Annotated in this window: 17 protein-coding genes; 9 read left to right on the top strand and 8 right to left on the bottom strand. The window is 65.5% G+C overall.

The genetic code is table 11. From position 1 onward, the window contains the following. Positions 1 to 15 precede the first annotated feature (15 nt). On the bottom strand, positions 16 to 651 hold the full coding sequence (locus tag RIC54_RS12240) for an NIPSNAP family protein (RefSeq protein ID WP_350097450.1): 636 nt from the start codon (positions 649 to 651) through the stop codon (positions 16 to 18). A 62-nt stretch (positions 652 to 713) separates the two neighbouring features. Between RIC54_RS12240 and RIC54_RS12235 the strand changes: the two genes are divergently transcribed. From RIC54_RS12235 to RIC54_RS12220, 4 genes are all read left to right on the top strand, one after another. After that, positions 714 to 1,109 (top strand): lipocalin-like domain-containing protein, encoded by a 396-nt coding sequence (locus RIC54_RS12235; protein ID WP_350097448.1) that lies wholly within the window; start codon positions 714 to 716, stop codon positions 1,107 to 1,109. 22 nt (positions 1,110 to 1,131) lie between these two features. Further along, positions 1,132 to 1,938, top strand: coding sequence for an SDR family NAD(P)-dependent oxidoreductase (locus RIC54_RS12230; RefSeq protein ID WP_350151051.1), 807 nt, complete (start codon positions 1,132 to 1,134; stop codon positions 1,936 to 1,938). Positions 1,939 to 2,269: 331 nt separating this feature from the next. Beyond that, the gene (locus RIC54_RS12225; protein WP_350097444.1) at positions 2,270 to 2,788 is read left to right on the top strand and encodes a PAS domain-containing protein; all 519 of its coding nucleotides are present in this window, start codon (positions 2,270 to 2,272) and stop codon (positions 2,786 to 2,788) included. A gap of 12 nt (positions 2,789 to 2,800) precedes the next feature. Then, positions 2,801 to 3,145, top strand: a complete 345-nt coding sequence (locus tag RIC54_RS12220) for a sensor histidine kinase (RefSeq protein WP_350097442.1) — start codon at positions 2,801 to 2,803, stop codon at positions 3,143 to 3,145. On the opposite strand, the gene RIC54_RS12215 is transcribed toward RIC54_RS12220, so the two are convergent. The 5 genes from RIC54_RS12215 to RIC54_RS12195 form a co-directional block, all read right to left on the bottom strand. Beyond that, positions 3,121 to 4,038 carry a polysaccharide deacetylase family protein gene (locus RIC54_RS12215; protein WP_350097440.1) on the bottom strand — a complete coding sequence of 306 codons (918 nt, stop codon included), beginning with the start codon at positions 4,036 to 4,038 and terminating at the stop codon, positions 3,121 to 3,123. The two genes, RIC54_RS12220 and RIC54_RS12215, sit on opposite strands and share 25 nt — an antisense overlap. Positions 4,039 to 4,091: 53 nt before the next feature. Further along, positions 4,092 to 5,396 carry a TRAP transporter large permease gene (locus tag RIC54_RS12210; protein ID WP_350097438.1) on the bottom strand — a complete coding sequence of 435 codons (1,305 nt, stop codon included), beginning with the start codon at positions 5,394 to 5,396 and terminating at the stop codon, positions 4,092 to 4,094. Positions 5,397 to 5,399: 3 nt separating this feature from the next. Beyond that, positions 5,400 to 5,921, bottom strand: coding sequence for a TRAP transporter small permease (locus RIC54_RS12205; protein ID WP_350097436.1), 522 nt, complete (start codon positions 5,919 to 5,921; stop codon positions 5,400 to 5,402). A 74-nt stretch (positions 5,922 to 5,995) separates the two neighbouring features. Beyond that, on the bottom strand, positions 5,996 to 6,967 hold the full coding sequence (locus RIC54_RS12200; RefSeq protein WP_350097434.1) for a TRAP transporter substrate-binding protein: 972 nt from the start codon (positions 6,965 to 6,967) through the stop codon (positions 5,996 to 5,998). 128 nt (positions 6,968 to 7,095) lie between these two features. After that, complete coding sequence (locus tag RIC54_RS12195; protein ID WP_350097432.1) at positions 7,096 to 8,391, bottom strand: amidase; 1,296 nt, start codon at positions 8,389 to 8,391, stop codon at positions 7,096 to 7,098. A gap of 160 nt (positions 8,392 to 8,551) precedes the next feature. Here RIC54_RS12195 and RIC54_RS12190 point away from each other — a divergent pair, with 160 nt between their 5' ends. Then, on the top strand, positions 8,552 to 9,751 hold the full coding sequence (locus RIC54_RS12190; protein WP_350097430.1) for a YbfB/YjiJ family MFS transporter: 1,200 nt from the start codon (positions 8,552 to 8,554) through the stop codon (positions 9,749 to 9,751). 3 nt (positions 9,752 to 9,754) lie between these two features. On the opposite strand, the gene ggt is transcribed toward RIC54_RS12190, so the two are convergent. Continuing rightward, positions 9,755 to 11,371, bottom strand: coding sequence for a gamma-glutamyltransferase (ggt, locus tag RIC54_RS12185; RefSeq protein ID WP_350097428.1), 1,617 nt, complete (start codon positions 11,369 to 11,371; stop codon positions 9,755 to 9,757). A gap of 186 nt (positions 11,372 to 11,557) precedes the next feature. Between ggt and RIC54_RS12180 the strand changes: the two genes are divergently transcribed. From RIC54_RS12180 to RIC54_RS12165, 4 genes are all read left to right on the top strand, one after another. Then, entirely contained in the window at positions 11,558 to 12,016 is a 459-nt protein-coding gene (locus tag RIC54_RS12180; protein ID WP_350097426.1) for a nuclear transport factor 2 family protein, read from the top strand. Positions 12,017 to 12,149: 133 nt separating this feature from the next. Beyond that, positions 12,150 to 12,611, top strand: a complete 462-nt coding sequence (locus RIC54_RS12175; RefSeq protein WP_350097424.1) for a hypothetical protein — start codon at positions 12,150 to 12,152, stop codon at positions 12,609 to 12,611. A gap of 15 nt (positions 12,612 to 12,626) precedes the next feature. Continuing rightward, a complete protein-coding gene (locus RIC54_RS12170; protein ID WP_350097422.1) occupies positions 12,627 to 13,928 on the top strand; it encodes an NAD(P)/FAD-dependent oxidoreductase in 1,302 nt (433 codons plus the stop codon). An 87-nt stretch (positions 13,929 to 14,015) separates the two neighbouring features. Next, positions 14,016 to 15,230, top strand: a complete 1,215-nt coding sequence (locus tag RIC54_RS12165; RefSeq protein ID WP_350097420.1) for an MFS transporter — start codon at positions 14,016 to 14,018, stop codon at positions 15,228 to 15,230. On the opposite strand, the gene RIC54_RS12160 is transcribed toward RIC54_RS12165, so the two are convergent. Then, positions 15,202 to 16,137, bottom strand: a complete 936-nt coding sequence (locus tag RIC54_RS12160; RefSeq protein ID WP_350097418.1) for a LysR family transcriptional regulator — start codon at positions 16,135 to 16,137, stop codon at positions 15,202 to 15,204. The genes RIC54_RS12165 and RIC54_RS12160 overlap by 29 nt on opposite strands. Between the last annotated feature and the right edge of the window lie 162 nt (positions 16,138 to 16,299).

The following is a 16,299-nucleotide window of genomic DNA, read 5'->3' as shown; positions in this document are numbered from 1 at the left end:
GACCGCCGGCCCCTGTTACTTCATTGGCGAATGCGCCGAGGGCATCAGGATCGAGGAATGCATTTCCTCCAGCATCTCGGGGCCGTTCTTCAGGAATTCCCGCCAGTCCGGGTCGCGCATGGCGGCGGCGCGGACCTCGGCACGGTGGTTCAGGCTGTCATAGGCCCAGAGGTGCGAGACCTCGTTGGGCTGGCCGGCCTCGGTCAGCCAGATGGCAACGTTCTTCGAGTATTTCTCGCGCGCCGGCAACACGTCGCGCAACTTCTCCGCAAACGGCCGCGACTTGCCCACCTTGCAGCGGTAGAAGCGATATTCGTAGACATGTCCGGTGCCGGTCGGCGGCACCACCGGCTTCATCGCCCACATCAGCCGGACGTCCTGGCGCCGGATCAGCGGGCCGGCGACCGTCAGGTACTTCGACCGCCAGGCCTCGTTCTGGCCGAGCGCGGTGCGCAGTTCCTGACGGGTGTTTAGGTCGGCGTAGGACCACAGGTGCATGACCTGGTTCAGGGGGCCGATCTCGGTCAGCCAGTAGCCTTCCAGCTTGCCGTAATCGTCCTTGCGGATGTCTCGGCCGATCTCCCCCGACAGCCGGGCCAGCTCCGGTGCCATGCCGATCGGAGTGGTGTAGGTTCTGAATTCGTAGATCATGGAACTCCTCCCTGGGCGGCTCGATCGGCCGGCCGATCAATTTGACAGACGGACGCTAGCAAATGCCAGACATCGTCGGTACTTGGCGGTTGGTGGAAACCACGGCCCACGACCCGGACGGCAACGCCATGCCGCAACCCTACGGCCCGAGCCCGATGGGCGTGGTCACCTTCAACGCCGAGGGCCGGATGATGGCGGTTTTGTGCGACGGACGGACCGCCATGCCGGACGAGCAGTCGGCCCGCGAGTACGCCTCGTACTGCGGCAACTACACTTTCGACGGCACGCGTTTGATCACCAAAGCCGATGCAGCATCGCACCCATCGCGCATGGCGATCGATCAGGTCCGGCAGGTCAGCTTCGAGGGCGAGCGCATGGTCTTGCGCCCGCCGATCGATCAGGTCGGCGGCGTCGCCCGCCAGCGCGTGCTGACCTGGGAAAAGATCAGCCCCAAGTGACCCCAACACCGGAGGATCGACCATGACCGACCGTCTCAAGGGCAAAGTCGCCATCGTCACCGGCGCCGGGTCGATCGGTCCCGGCTGGGGCAATGGCAAGGCGTCCGCCACGCTTTACGCACGTGAGGGTGCCAAGGTGCTGCTGGTCGACAACCGAGCCGACGCTGTAGCCGAAACCCGAAAGATCATCGAGTCCGAAGGCGGCGTCTGCGCCACCCATGTGTGCGACGTCACCAGGTCCGACGAGGTCAAGGCGATGGTCGCCGCCTGCATCGGGGCGTTCGGCACGCTCAACATCCTGCACAACAACGTCGGCGCGGCGAAGCCCGGCGGCCCGGTCACCCTGTCGGAGGAGGACTGGGACGCCCAGATGAACGTGAACCTGCGGCACGTCTTCCTGGCGACCAAGCATGCGATTCCCGAAATGGAGAAGGCCGGCGGTGGTGCCATCGTCAGCATCGGCTCCACCTCCGGCGTCACCTTCACTGGCCAGCAGCAGATCGCCTATCAGGTGGCCAAGGCCGCCATCGTTCGGTTCTCACGCTCGGTAGCCCTGGAGTACGCCCCCAAGGGCATCCGTGCCAACACCGTGATCCCCGGCCAGATGCACACCCCGATGGTCGAGGCCTACCTCGCCGGCCAGCAGAGCGGCGGCGACTCCGAGGCGCTGATCGCCCGCCGCAACGCGAGGATCCCGATGGGGTTCATGGGCACCGGTTGGGACGTCGCCCAGGCCTGCCTGTTCCTGGTCTCGGACGAGGCGCGCTACGTCACCGGCACTGAGATCGTGGTAGACGGCGGCCTGACCTTGAAATGCACAGACCGCTGACATCGCCGCAGCCATAAGCATGCGCCCATCAAATTCTCGCACTTCGCAGCTAAATAATCGAACTCGGTCTCTGGGTCGGAGAACGGGGAACAACACCCTCGACCATCGTCGTGTTCTGCTGAGCCAATACGTACAGTCCACAGTCTACAAATGATTTAATTATTGTTACCATTAATTCTTATAAACCACCGTCAAATTCAACTATCAGGTCCATTCTGAGTGCGAGCGGCCATCTCGAACGGATGGCCAATATAAGTTGCCCATGCACCGCCGGCCGATTCAGTTCGACCAAGGGAGGGCATTGCGGTGGCGATGCCCAAGGAGCCCGGTCATGCAACATCTCCAGACGCTCGACGCGGCGCCCGCGACCAGCCAAGCACGACTGGTCGAGCGTACTCCTTCTCGGCATTGGAGTGCGCAATCAACCGCGCTGCACGCTCATTGGACAACGCTCTCCCAATCCGATGGACGCCCCTGGGATGCCTTTGATCCGTTGCAATGGACCGGTCTGCTGCCGAACATCTGGTTGCTTGACGTCCAACAGAAGCCGTTTCGGCTGAAATTTCGTCTGGTTGGAACAAGGATTGTCGAACAGATCCACGCTGATCCGACCGGTCGCTGGCTTGATGAAGCGTTGCCGCATCTGGTCGACAACGTCGACTTCATTGAACGATACCGGATGGCGGCGATTGAGGGCGTACCGGTATGGACCATTGGCCCGGCTGATATTCGCCCCGGAAATCCGACAAGAGCGATTGAAAACCTTATTCTTCCATTCACAGTGGTTGATACGAAACAATCACTTCTTCTTATGCATTCAATATTTCATGGATATTCTAGAAGGGGATAATCCCCTCAGGTATTGATCAACCTGCTCACGAACGCGATCAAGTTCAGTCCCAACGATTCGGTGGTCACAGTGGAAGTGATCCAAGGGTCCGACAATCAGATCAGCATCAGCGTTACCGACCGTGGAGTTGGAATTCCGGCAGAGAAAATGGCCACCCTGGGCAGCCCGTTCACTCAAGTGCACGGCCCCTACATCAACAAGGAGCAGGGCGCAGGCTTGGGGCTCGCCATCTCGAAATCTCTGCTCGAGGCGATGGGAGGGATGATTGACTTCCACAGTGTGGAAGGTCAGGGCACCTGCGTCACAGTAACCCTGCAAGCCGCAGGACCGAACTACGCCGGCGGCCCGTCGTTGTAGCTCGCCACCGCGGCGCCATCGGTGCCGTCGGCCTCGACGAACCAGTCGCCGATCTGGCTCGACGTCATGAACACCACGTCGTCCCGGGCCTGCAGCAGGTCGAGACACCGCTCAAAGTGATAGGCAACGTGCGGCACGCCGATCTGGTGCGGGTGCAGGGCCAGCGTCAGCACGCGCGGCTGGCTCTTGGCCTCGCGTTCGAACACCGCCAGGGTGGCTTCCACCCGCTTGTAGATCTCGTCGGTGGAATTGTGCTGAACGCCGTAGATCGGCACGTCGTTCAGTTCGAAGGTATAGGGCATCGCCACCATCGGCCCGTGGCGGGTGCGCATCCAGCACGGCAGGTCATCGACCAGCCAGTCGTGCAGAAACTGGATCCCGTGCTTCTTCAGTACATCCGGCGTGTCCAGGGTCTCGCCGATCCCGGCGCCGAGCCACGCCCGCACCTGCTGGCCGGACAGGCCGCGCAAGCGGTTCAGCGACCGGACGATCACCACCTCCTCATCATCGACCTGCTTGAGCGACTGCTGGAACCAGCCGTGGCCGACCAGCTCCCATTCGGCCGCCAGCACAGCGTCGGCGATCGTCGGGTACACGTCGGCGACCTGGGCGTTCATCAGTGCCGACGCCTTGATGCCGCGTTCCGCCAAGGCCCGCATGATGCGCGGCAACCCGCTGCGCAGGCCGTACTCGACCCAAGCGAAGTTCGCCACGTCCGGCGGATCGCTCGGTTTGCCGTGCGGCGGCGGCAGGACGCCACGCGGCATCGGCCGGTCGAACGGCCAGTATTCGATGTTCATCGCCACGTTGACCATGATCGGCTTGCCCTGGAACGGGCGCAGGGCCGGACGGTCGCTCGACAACTGGAAGGGAACGCGGGGGTTCGACCACATTCGACGTCACCTCGGCTCGGTTCGGGCACCCAGGCCCACTTGAAAGGCGGCGGTCAGCCGCGGGTCATCTTGGCCGGCAGGTAGGTCGCCATCTCCGGGACCAGGATCAGCAGGACGACCATCACGACCATGACCAGGAAGAACGGCAGGGCGGCACGCGCCAGATACAGCAGGTCCCGGCCGGTCAACGACTGGATCACGAACAGGTTCAGCCCGATCGGCGGCGTGATCTGCGACATCTCGACCACGACGACGATGTAGATGCCGAACCAGATCAGGTCGATGCCCGCCTGCTCGACCATCGGCATGATCACGGCCACGGTCAGGACCACGATCGAGATGCCATCCAGGAAGCAGCCAAGCACCGCGAAGAACAGCGTCAGCGCGAACAGCAACATGATCGGCGACAGCTGCATGCCGGCTATCCACTCCGCCAGGTGCCGCGGGATCCCGGTGAACCCCATTGCGACCGACAGGAACGCCGCGCCCGCCAGAATGAAGGCAATCATGCAGGACGTGCAGGTGGCGCCGAGCAGGCTGCTTTTGAACGTCTCCCAGCTCATCGACCCTGTCACGGCCGACAGCAGCAGGGCACCGGCCACGCCGACGGCCGCTGCCTCGGTAGCGGTGGCGATGCCGACGTAGATCGAACCGATGACGCCGACGATCAGCAGGATGATCGGGATCAGGTTGCCGGTCGCCCGCAGCTTCTGGCCGAACGACATGTTGAACTCGGCCGGCGGCACCTTTGACGGGTGCAGCAGCGACCACACCATGATGGTGGTCATGAACAGGCCGATCAGGACCAGCCCGGGGATCACGCCGGCGATGAACAGCCGGCTGATCGACACGTCGGCGGCCACCCCGTACACGATAAGGATGATCGACGGCGGGATCAGCAGGCCGAGCGTGGCCGAGCCTGCCAGCGTGCCCAGGCTCATGCGCTCGTCATAGCCGCGCTTCGCCAGTTCCGGGATGGTGATCCGGCCGATCGTGGCAGTGGTCGCCGCCGACGAGCCGGAGACCGCCGCGAAGATTCCGCAACCGACCACGTTCACGTGCATCAACCGCCCGGGGATCCTGGTCATCCACGGCGCCAGGCCCTTGAACATATCCTCGGCCAGCCGGGTCCGGAACAGGATCTCGCCCATCCAGATGAACAGCGGCAGGGCGGTCAGCGACCACGACCAGGACTGGCCCCAACTGGTGGTCGCCATGATCGCCCCGGCGGGTGCCGACGAGAACGCGGCGATTCCGAGGATGCCGACCGCAAACAGCGACATGCCGACCCAGAATCCGCCCGCCAGAAGCAGGATGAGAACCAGACCGAGGAACGCGCCGAGGATGCCAGCGTCCATGGCTCAGATCATTTCCTGGTTGATGTTCGCCTGACGGTCCGACCGAGCGGCAATCAGATAGGTCGGCTCGAGCCCCCGAAGGACGCGAATGCCGTCGCACAGGAACGCCAGAGTCAGCACGATGACACCAATCATCATGCCGGACTGCGGCACCCACAGCGGGATCGGCACCAGCCCCTGGGTGAGGTCGCCGAAGGCCAGCGAGTAGTAGACCATCTCGCCGGTGTAGAATGTGATGAACAGGCTCAGCACGAGGCCGCCCAGGATGCATACCGCCTCGACGATGCGGCGGTGGTTGGCCGGCAGGCGATCGATGATCAGCGTCACGCGGATATGGCTGTTGTTGCGCAGTGCGTAGCCGAGCGCCAGGAAGGACGAAGCGGACAGGCAGTACCCGGCGAACTCGTCCGCCGAGGGAACCGCGATCCCCATCAGCCGGCCGACGACCTGGGCAAGCACCAGCACACAGATACCGGCAAGGAAGAACGCCGCTAACGCGCCGCAAACCGTGAACAGACGGTCCATCAACAGACCTCCGATGACGCGTCAAAACAATGCGCCCGCCCGAATCATCCAGGCGGGCGCATCACGAGACGGTGCTACTTGCGATAGGCCTCAAGCAGCTTGGTGCCGTCGGCACCCGCGCTCTTCTCCCAGTCAGCCGCCATCTTGGCGCCGACGTCCTTTAGCCCGGCAACCAGCTTGGCCGACCCGGCCTCGACGGTCATGCCGTTGGCTGCCAGTTCCTTGGAACTGGAATCGGAGACTTCCTTGCTCATCTCCCAGCCACGCTTCTCGGCGGCCGCGGCGGCAGCCAGGACGGCCTTCTGCTCAGCCTCCGACAATGTGCGCCATGCCCGTTCGTTCACGAACACCATGTTCTTCGGCATCCAGGCGTTGAGGTCGTAGAAGTGCTTGGCGAAGTCCCAAGCCTTGGTGCGCAGGCCGGTGGCGCCGGACGTCACCATCGCGTCGACCACGCCGGTCGAGAAAGCCTGCGGAATCTCGACGGCCTCGACGATCGTCGGGATCGCGCCGACCAACTCCGCCATCGCCGCCGTCGCGGAATTGTAGGTGCGGAATTTCACGCCCTTCAGGTCATCAAGCGAGCCGATCGGCTTCTTGGTGTAGAAGCCCTGCCCCGGCCACGGAACAACGTACAGAAGCTTCAATCCCTGCTTCGACAGCCGCTCCTCGACCATGCCCTTCTGGGCCTTCCACAGCTTGGCGGCTTCGTCGTAATTCGACGCCAGGAACGGCACGGCGTCGGCGCCGAAGATCGCGTCCTCGTTCAGCAGGTTCGCCATGAGCATCTCGGCGATCTGGACCTGCCCGGTCTGGGCGGCGCGCTTGATCTCGGGGTGCTTGAACAGCGACTGCCCGCTGTGCACGTTGATGGTCAGGGAGCCTCCGGTCGCCTTGGCAATATCCTCGGCGAACAGGCGAACGTTCTTGGTGTGGAATTCCGCTTCCGGATACGGGGTCGGCATTTCCCAGGTGGCCGCGGTCGCCGCGGACATGGAGAGCAGGCCGACCGCCGATGCGACGGTCAGCATTCGAGCGAATGACATTGAATTTCCCCTTGCTGTGAACGCGTCGGACGACATGCCTCGCATCCTATTGTGTATACAATGCCCGCTTAATGCAAAGGTCCGATCGGTCCGAACGTCGCTCACCGATGGTAGTATTTCTTGGCTATCTATCTGATTTCATTTGGAATCATATTGTGCCAACCGGTTGCGGACTGCAGGCGCGCGGCCAGAGCAAGCAGGATACCGTCACTGCCCGCCCGGCCCACGATCTGCAGCGCGACCGGCAAGCCCCGATCGTCAAATCCGACGGGAACCGCGATGGCCGGAAAACCGAGGTAGTTCACAAACCGGGTATAGGCGCTAAGCCCATACAGGGTGCGAGGCGTGAAGTCAGGAGACCCTGGCGTCACCTCCGACAGCGGCGGCGTGCGGATTGGCATCACCGGCAGAACCGCGACGTCTGCTCCCGCAAACAGCCGATCTTCCACCGCTTTCAGCGCCTCGCCCCGCGCCGCCAGGCTCTCCGCTAGCTGCTCGTCGCCGATCGAGCCTCCCTTGGCGAGACGCTTGGCCATCACCGGGTCGCAACGGCCCTGCTCGATCAACGGCGCCCAGGTCCGCCACGCCTCGGCCTGCATCACGAGCAGCGTCTGGTCGCCGGCCTCCCGCATGAACTCCAACGCATCGACCCGGCGGTTCGACAAGCCGGCTGAGAGAATCTGGCTGATACCGTCGCGGCAAGCCCGCTGCACCGGATCCTCGCAGGCCAACAAGGCGTCCTCGACGACCGCAACAGTAGGCTTAGATGCATCGGACGGAACCACCTGCCCCGAGGTCAGCACCGACGCCACCGTGGCGATGTCGACCGCACTCCGACCCAGGACCCCGATGGTGTCCAGACTGGGGGACAGCACCATGGTTCCGTCCGCCGGGACCCGGCCCCAGGTCGGCTTCCAGGCGGTGACCCCGCAGGCCTGAGCGGGAATGCGGACCGAGCCGCCGGTGTCCGACCCCAAAGCGACAACCGCCGCCCCCGACGCCACGGCGACCGCGGGCCCGGAGGACGATCCCCCCGGTGCAAAGGCTGTGTTCCAGGGGTTCTTTGCCGTTCCGGCACCCGATGGCTCGTAGGCGAGTGCGGTCATCCGGGTGAACCCGACCCGAACCGCACCAGCCTGATCCAGCAATGTCAGAACCGATGCCTGCTTCGAGGCCCCCAGGTCCGGAGCAATCGGCAGGCCACAAGACGGACGGCGGTTGGCCGAAACGACCATGTCCTTGACGGCATAGGGAAGACCGGCGAGCGAACCTGCCTTGGGTACGGGCGCCGGATCTTCGAATGCCACGAAGGCATCGAATTGCTCTTGTTGCGCCCGTGCCAGACTCTGGCACCGAGCGAGGGCGCCTGGGCGTTCCGATTCCGACAACGACGACCAGTCCGGCCAGCGATCCGATGCGGTCACGATCGATCCTCCTTGCCGTCGCGGCTCATCCCGCCGGGAACTCCTGGACGCCGACAGCCCGAACGCACGACACTGCTGACGGTCATAGCACGTCCATCGTCCCTCACCCGCCGAACGATCCGCTCACATCTGATGCAACCGGACTCATGAGCACCAATCGATGACAGCACTCGGCGCCGGCGTCCCCGTCTGGGTGCGAACCGCCATCGGCGCCCAGGCGACGCTGTTGGTGGGAATGGGGCTCGGACGGTTCTCGTACTCCCCGATGGTGCCCGCGCTGATCCAGTCAGGGTCACTGACGCCGGCGGAAGCCGGGTACGTCGGCGCCGCCAACCTCGGCGGCTATCTGGTCGGCGGGCTGGCGGTGCCGTGGTTGCTGCACCGTGCCGATGCGTTCGCGATCCTGCGAAGCTGCCTCATCCTGTCGTTCATTGCCCTGTGCGCCAGTGCGCTTCCGGCGGGCTTCTTGTGGTTGATCGCCTGTCGTGGACTTCTCGGAATCACGGTCGCGGTCATGATGATCCTGGCCATTGCGACCGTGACCGCAAACGCTCCACCCGGACGTCTCGGCCAGGCGGCAGGCATCGCCTTCACCGGCGTCGGGCTGGGAATCTTCATCTCGGCCGCGGGCCTGCCGTTTCTGCTGGATCGAGGTCTGGTCTGGGCCTGGATCGGTGCCGCCGTGATCGGCGCCGTTGGTCTGGTCCTCGGGCTTTGGGGATGGAGCGCCAGATTGGACGCCACCCGCCCGGTCAGTGTCGGCGCCAAGACGCCATCCGCACCGCGTTCTCGCCGGATGAACCCGGACGCGATCCGACTGGTGATCGCCCAGGGCCTGTTCTCGGTCGGCCTGGTACCGCACTCGATCTATTGGGTCGACTATCTGGTGCGCGATCTGAACTGGTCAATGGCCGAAGGAAGCATGCAGTGGACCCTGTTTGGCATCGGCGCGGTCGTCGGCACGGTTGCCTGGGGCCGCCTGGCCGACCGCATCGGGTTCTCGCACGCCTTGGCGGCGGTGTTCGCCAGTCTGGCGCTTGGGATCGCGCTGCCGCTGATCGCCCCCAGCCCAGCGACCGTGATCTTCTCATCCCTGGTCGTCGGGGCTCAGCCCGGCCTGTCCGCCGTCATTGCCGGGCGTGCGCAGCAGGCCATGGGATCGGGCTCGATGCTGGGTCTTTGGCGCTGGATGGTGCTGTCCGTCGGGACCGGGCAGATGGTCGGCGGCTACGGCCTAGTCGCGCTGTTCAATGGCCGGGGCAGCTACCTGGAAGTGTTCCTGATCGGGTCGGCCGCCATGCTCGGCGGCGGGGTCCTCGCCCTCGGCCTGGGCAGGGACCGGCCACCGTCATCCCGGTGACCATCAGCCGGCGCTCAGCGCGACGCCGTCACGTCCCGGATCGGCCGCCCCATCCAGCCGGTCCGGCAGTATGCGGATGCCGTGGACCCAGCCAATGGTGTGGCCGAACGGGTTGCGGATCACTTCGTAGCCCTGCGCCTCGAGTTCGCGCATCAGATAGCGCGGGATCCGGTTCGACACGTCGATGGCGTTGCTGGTCGACGAGAACCGAGGCGCGCCGACCGCCTCGCCCATAGTCATGCCGAAGTCGATGACGTTCAGGATTGCCTGCAGCACGCCCATCACGATCTGCGTCCCGCCCGGGGCGCCCAGCACCAGCAGCGGCTTGCCGTCCTCGAACACGATGGTCGGGCACATCGCGCTGAACCGCGCCTTGCCGGGCGCGATGCTGCCGGCCCGGCCGGGGCGCGGGTCGAACACTCCCATGCAGCCGTTGTACATGAAGCCCAGTCCGTCGGTGATGACGCCTGATGGCATGCCCAGCGAATGGGTCATCGACACGCAGTTTCCGTCGGCGTCGACCACCGAGACATGAGTGGTGTCCTTGGGGACCAGATCCGTCGGCTGCAGCCGGGGTACCTCCGCCTTTACGCCGTGCCGGATGTCGTCGGCCAGTTCGGCCGCGTATTCCTTGGACGTCAGGCGGTCGATCGGGATGTCGACGAACGCCGGATCGCCGACCAGCCGGTCCTTGTCCACGGTCGCCCGCTTCATGGTCTCGCACACCACCCGGATGAACTCGGGCGTGTTGTGGCCGAGCGCGCCGAGATCGAACTGCTCCAGGATGTTCAGCATCTCCAGCAGCATGATCCCGCCACCGGGCGGTTGGTTGGTGGCGATGCGCCGGCCTCGGTAGGTGCCATCCAACGGCACCACCCGGTTCGGCTGGTAGCTCTCCAGATCGGCCTTGGTGATCAGGCCCCCATGCGCCGCCATGTCGGCCACGATCCGGTCGGCGATCTCCCCGCGGTAGAACACGTCCGCTCCCTCCTCCGCGATCCGACGCAGAGTGGCCGCGTAGTCCGGGTTGCGCAGCGGAGCACCGATCCGCTTCGGAGTACCGTCCGGCCGGCAGTACATGGCGCGGCCCGACGCGCTGTAAGCCAGCCGATCGGCGCTCGACGCCCGGCCCATAGTGCCCTCGTCGAGCCAGAACGAGTACATCGCCGGCCGAACGAAATAGCCCTCCTCCGCCCAGCGGATTGCGGGTTCGCACACCGCTTCCCACGACAGTCGGCCATGCGCCCGATGCGCCGTCTCATAGGCTTGCAACGATGCCGGCACGCAGATCGACTGGTAGCCGAGATCGTTGACCCGGCCCTTCAGCACGAAACCGAAGCCGTCCCGGGTCTCGCCCTCGACCAGATCGGCCCACATGTCCGGGCGAGCCGATCTCGGGGCCGGAGCATGGAAGTCCAGGTACTCGTGAACTCCCTCCGCCGGCTTGTAGACCGCCAGACTGCCGAAGCCGGCGATACCGCACATCAACGGGTCGACAACCGTCTGGGCCAGTCCGCAGCCGATCGCGGCGTCGACGGCGTTGCCGCCGGCACGCAGTATCTCGATCCCGGCCTCGGCCGCCTCCGGCTGTGGACACACCACCATTCCTCTGTTCGACATGCCCCCGTCTCCCGCATCGATTCTTGCGCAGACAACAGCTTCCCACCTTCGGCTCCGCAGGCATAGCAGACGCGCATCGTCTTCAAAGCGCATCGGTATTCGATTCAACCGTCGGGCGCACCGATCTTCTGGCACGTCTCCGCCACGCCGGCGGGGCCACATGTCCAGCACGCAAGGAGATGCGTCATGATGATCCGTCCGGTGATCGCCGCAGCCGCGCTGGTCGCGGCGACCTACCTCTCGTCCCCGGCCCACGCGGCCCCGGCGGACGAGGTTGCCGCGCTCTACGAACAGTTCGTCGCCGCCCAGAACCGCCATGACCTGACAGCCGTGCGGGCGCTGCTCGTGCCGACCGACGCTTTCGTCTGGGTCAGCGACGGCAAGGCGTTCTGGGGGCCCGAGACCATGATCGAGCGGATGAGCCGCTTCCAGGCCTCGGAGGTCTGGGAAGTCATCCCGGATCGGGAGCGCCGGCGGTTCATCGACCTGTCAGCTGACAGTGCCTACCTGTACCAGCCCCTGACGCTGCGGATCGGCTCCGCCGCCCAGCCCGACGCCATCCCGTTCCTCGTCAGCGTCCTGTGCGTACAGACCGAGGATGGCTGGCGGATCAAAGCCTTGCTCACCACCGTCGAGAAGCCGTGACACCGGGCTGATGTCGAGCCGGGCCGAGATGCTCGCGTTGCATCGACACCATAGAGACCCGGCATTTCCATCGACCCGCACGCAGCGCCACCTTCAGGCTAGGCACTTTCGCCGCACTCAGGAGGGATCCGACATGAACGTCACCTACGCCGTCCGCGTGCCCAGCATCCGGACCTTCGCCGCACTCGTCGCCGGTGGCCTGGCCGCCGATCTCGCCTGGGAGGTCTGGGCGCGCGCCATCACGCCGCTGATCGTCGGAGGCCCGCTGCAACCGGCGGCGCTCATCCTCAGCCTGTTCCGGTTGCCCCAGGAGTACTTCCTGCACGCCGAGGTGCTGCATGTCGTCACCGGGCTGGTGTTCTACCCGATGGTGATGTGGGGCATCCGCACCTACGTCTACGCCGGCAGTCGCCTGGTCGACGGCCTGATCATCGGATTATTCACTTGGTTCCTGTCGCTCGGCGTGTTTGCGCCGCTCGCTGGACTGCCGTTCATGCTCGGCTTCATCCTGCTGGCCTGGATGTCGGGCATCGGCCATGTGCTGTACGGCATCGCCCTGTCCTTCGTGTTCCGCGCCGTTGCGCGTGATGCGTGACGGAGGATGCCACTCATGACAACCCCTCAGAGACCGCATGTCGTCGTCGTCGGAGCGGGATTTGCCGGCCTCGCCTGCGTCCGCGCGCTCGCCCGCAGCCCCGTCGACATCACCCTGATCGATCGCCGCAACTACCACCTGTTCCAGCCGCTGCTGTATCAAGTCGCGACCGCCGCATTGTCGCCGGCCGATATCGCGTGGCCGATCCGCAGCATTGTGGCCAGGCAGCCGAACGTCCGGGTCGAGATGGCGCGGGTCAGCGGGGTTGATGCCGAACGGCGGACGGTCGTCACCGAAGACGGACGCTGGATCGCCTATGACCAACTGGTGCTGGCCACCGGCGCGCGGCATTCGTATTTCGGCCGTGACGACTGGGAGAGTGTCGCCCCGGGTCTGAAGAAAATTGCCGACGCGACCGCGATCCGCGAGCGCGTGCTCCTCGCCTTCGAGCGTGCGGAAACCGAACCGGATCCCTTCGAACAACGTCGGCTGCTGACGTTCGCCGTCATCGGCGCCGGGCCGACGGGGGTGGAGATGGCGGGCGCACTCGCCGAACTGGCGCGCCACGCCCTGTCGAAGGACTTCCGGTCGATCGACCCGCAGCGCGCCCGGGTTGTGTTGATCGAGGCCGGCGCTCGAGTCCTTCCAAGCTTTCCCTCCCGATTGAGCTTGAAGGCGTCGCAGGCCCTCGAGCGGCTTGGTGTCGAGATCCGACTCGGCCAGCCGGTCACGCGCTGTGATGCCGACGGCGTCACGGTCGGCGATGATCGCATCCCCGCCCGATCCGTCGTCTGGGCCGCCGGCGTTGTTGCGTCTCCGGCCGCGCGCTGGCTCGACGCCATGCACGACAGAGCCGGCCGCGTTGCGGTCACCGACGGATTGGCGGTGCCCGGCCGACCCGAGATCTTCGTAATCGGCGACACCGCTCTCGCCAACCGGCCCGGTGGCCGGCCGGTTCCAGGCATCGCTCCCGCCGCCAAGCAGATGGGCACGTATGTCGGTCAAGTGATCGATCGTCGGGTTCGAGGGCAGAAGCCGCCGCCACCTTTTCAGTACCGCCACCAAGGCGACATGGCGACGGTCGGACGCAAGGCGGCGGTCGCCGTGCTCGGCGGCGTCCAGTTGTCCGGCCCCCTCGCCTGGCTGATGTGGGCACTGGTGCATGTGTACTTCCTGATCGGCTGGCGCAGCCGGTTGCTGGTCAGCGTCAATTGGCTATGGAGCTACCTGACGTTCGACCGGGGCGCCCGTCTCATCACCATGGAACCGGAGGCAGTTCCGCCCCCTCGGCGCGAGGTCCGGTCCGACGCCGCCTGACCGGCGCCTCGTCAGCACTGTGTCATCCCTTGACCGTCACGATCTGCCGCGGGCGCCAGATGCCGCCCGCGGTTGGAGGAGTTCACCATGTCGCCGGCCGAAACCCTGGCCATGCCAAACCGAAGTCACGCCGCCGCCGCGACGCTGCGCCACGGCGTCATTGCCGTGATCAGCTTCCTGACACTGGTGGACCTGTTCGCCACCCAGGCGATCCTGCCGACGCTAACGGCCCATTACGCCGTGACCCCCGCCGCCATGGGCTTCGCGGTGAACGCCAGCACGATCGGCATGGCGGCAGCCGGGCTGGCGGTCGCTTTGGTCGGAGGCAGGATCGACCGGCGGATCGGCGTCAGTGCCAGCTTGGCGGCATTGGCAATCCCGACCCTTCTGCTCGCAGGAGCCCCCGATCTCACGACGTTCACCGTCCTGCGGATCGCCCAAGGCGTTTGCATGTCGGCCGCCTTCACCTTGACCATGGCGTATCTGGCGGAGAGTTCGACCGCCGAAGAGACTGCCGGCATGCTGGCGGCCTACATCACCGGCAACGTGGCCAGCAACTTCGTCGGCCGTCTGGCGTCCGCGCTGTTGGCCGATCAACTTGGTCTGGTGCCGAACTTCCTGTTCCTGGCCGCGCTGAACCTTATTGGCGCCGCGATCGCCTATGCCGGGTTGCGCCGATGCACGCGCATGGGCATGGGGTCGGCATCGGCCGATCCCGTCGGGCTGGCAGCCTGGGTCGACCACTTTCGCCACCCCCCCCTGGCCGCCGGCTTCGCCGTCGGATTCCTGATCCTGTTCGCCTTCATCGGCACCTTCACCTATGTGAACTTCGTGCTGGTGGCGGCGCCGATCGCGATCAGCCCGATGACCCTCGGCGTGGTCTATTTCGTGTTCATGCCCTCGATGTTGACCACGCCGCTCGCCGGCCGGGCGGTATCGGCGTTCGGTACCCGTCGAACGTTCCGCAGTGCGCTGGCCCTTGCCCTGGCCGGTCTGCCGCTGCTGATCCTGCCGTCGCTCACGGCCGTCCTGGTCGGGCTCGCCCTGGTTGCTGTCGGGACGTTCTTCGCCCAAGCCGCCGCCACCGGCTTCATCGGCCGGGCCGCAACCCGAAACCGGGGGTCGGCCAGCGGGCTCTATCTCGCCTCCTACTACACCGGTGGTCTCGCCGGGGCAGCGCTGCTCGGTCCGGTTTTCGACACCTATGGCTGGCCAGCCGCCGTCGCCGGCGTCGGCGCGGCGCTTGCGCTGGCTACGGTCCTCGCTGGACAGCTTACGCTGCCGCCACAGGATCCGCGCTGACCAGGGTCTCCGTTACGCGCCCTGCCGGGCAGCCGCGAGACCGCCAACTCACCGCCTCGCGCACGAACGCGCCGACCGCGGGCGAATGAGGTCGCCCGCGAACGGTTGCGACGTGGATCGTGCGGCTGATGTTCGGCTGGACCAGCCGGCGTCCTTCCAGGCCCGGCAGCGAGACCGAGCACTCCGGCGTGAACCCCCAGCCCAGCCCAGCCAGGATCATCGCCAGCACCCAATCCTCCCGCTCGCTGCGGTACAACGGGCGGACATTGACACCGAGACTGGAGATGATCCGGTTGGCGTGGTCGGCAAACTCGCAATTGGCGCGGCTGATGTACGGCTCGCCGTCAAGCTCGGCCGCCGGCACCTCCTCCATCGCCTCGAACCGGTGGCCCGGCGTGAAGGTGATCATGAAATCCTCGCTGAACAGCGGGATCGGGCTGAGCCGATCGTCCAACCCTTCAGGCAGCCCCATCACCGCCACGTCGAGCTCGCCGGCGATCAGCGCGTCCTGCAGCATCTGGCCCTTGCCGTCGCGGAGCCGGAGTTCAACGTCGGGGTACCGCCGCCGGAAGCTGCCGATCAAGTCCACCAGCTTGGTCGGCCCAATCGTGCACATCAACCCGACTTCCAGGCTGGCCCGCTTCAGCTGAAGCATGTCGCGAGCCCGCGTCTTCGCCGCCTGCATGTTGTCGAAGATCTGCGACAGGAACGGCCGCATGGTCCGCCCGAGTTCGGTCAGGTGGGTGTTGTTGCGTTCGCGGTGGAACAGTGGCCCGCCCAGTTCATCCTCAAGCTGCTTGATAGCACGGGTCAGCGACGGCTGCGTGACGTTGCAGCGCTCGGCTGCTCTCGTGAAGTTGAGCGCCTCGGCGAGGGCCACGAAATACCGGACCTGGTGACTTTCCACCTCGCTCACCTCGAACCATAGCCGACGCGCATCGGATGGTTAGCCAGCCGGCATTTCCGCTCGGAGCTTGGCACCCCGATCTTGTGCCCAGCAAGCGTGCAACCGGCCGAACGATCACCGGCCGCAACGATACACCGCAGCGCAACACCCTGCCAGCGGCGT

This window comes from Thalassobaculum sp., assembly GCF_040219215.1.
In the GTDB taxonomy this organism is placed as follows: Bacteria; Pseudomonadota; Alphaproteobacteria; order Thalassobaculales; family Thalassobaculaceae; genus Thalassobaculum_A.
The sequence above is the reverse complement of the archived record's forward strand: the minus strand, read 5'-3'. Positions and strand labels throughout refer to the sequence as shown.

Excerpts from the sequence above, each read along its gene's own strand:
- RIC54_RS12240 (WP_350097450.1), bottom strand. The coding sequence starts at position 651 with ATGATCTACGAATTCAGAACCTACACCACTCCGATCGGCATGGCACCG.
- RIC54_RS12235 (WP_350097448.1), top strand. The coding sequence starts at position 714 with ATGCCAGACATCGTCGGTACTTGGCGGTTGGTGGAAACCACGGCCCAC.
- RIC54_RS12230 (WP_350151051.1), top strand. The coding sequence starts at position 1,132 with ATGACCGACCGTCTCAAGGGCAAAGTCGCCATCGTCACCGGCGCCGGG.
- RIC54_RS12225 (WP_350097444.1), top strand. The coding sequence starts at position 2,270 with ATGCAACATCTCCAGACGCTCGACGCGGCGCCCGCGACCAGCCAAGCA.
- RIC54_RS12215 (WP_350097440.1), bottom strand. The coding sequence starts at position 4,038 with ATGTGGTCGAACCCCCGCGTTCCCTTCCAGTTGTCGAGCGACCGTCCG.
- RIC54_RS12210 (WP_350097438.1), bottom strand. The coding sequence starts at position 5,396 with ATGGACGCTGGCATCCTCGGCGCGTTCCTCGGTCTGGTTCTCATCCTG.
- RIC54_RS12205 (WP_350097436.1), bottom strand. The coding sequence starts at position 5,921 with ATGGACCGTCTGTTCACGGTTTGCGGCGCGTTAGCGGCGTTCTTCCTT.
- RIC54_RS12200 (WP_350097434.1), bottom strand. The coding sequence starts at position 6,967 with ATGTCATTCGCTCGAATGCTGACCGTCGCATCGGCGGTCGGCCTGCTC.
- RIC54_RS12190 (WP_350097430.1), top strand. The coding sequence starts at position 8,552 with ATGACAGCACTCGGCGCCGGCGTCCCCGTCTGGGTGCGAACCGCCATC.
- ggt (WP_350097428.1), bottom strand. The coding sequence starts at position 11,371 with ATGTCGAACAGAGGAATGGTGGTGTGTCCACAGCCGGAGGCGGCCGAG.
- RIC54_RS12180 (WP_350097426.1), top strand. The coding sequence starts at position 11,558 with ATGATGATCCGTCCGGTGATCGCCGCAGCCGCGCTGGTCGCGGCGACC.
- RIC54_RS12175 (WP_350097424.1), top strand. The coding sequence starts at position 12,150 with ATGAACGTCACCTACGCCGTCCGCGTGCCCAGCATCCGGACCTTCGCC.
- RIC54_RS12170 (WP_350097422.1), top strand. The coding sequence starts at position 12,627 with ATGACAACCCCTCAGAGACCGCATGTCGTCGTCGTCGGAGCGGGATTT.
- RIC54_RS12165 (WP_350097420.1), top strand. The coding sequence starts at position 14,016 with ATGTCGCCGGCCGAAACCCTGGCCATGCCAAACCGAAGTCACGCCGCC.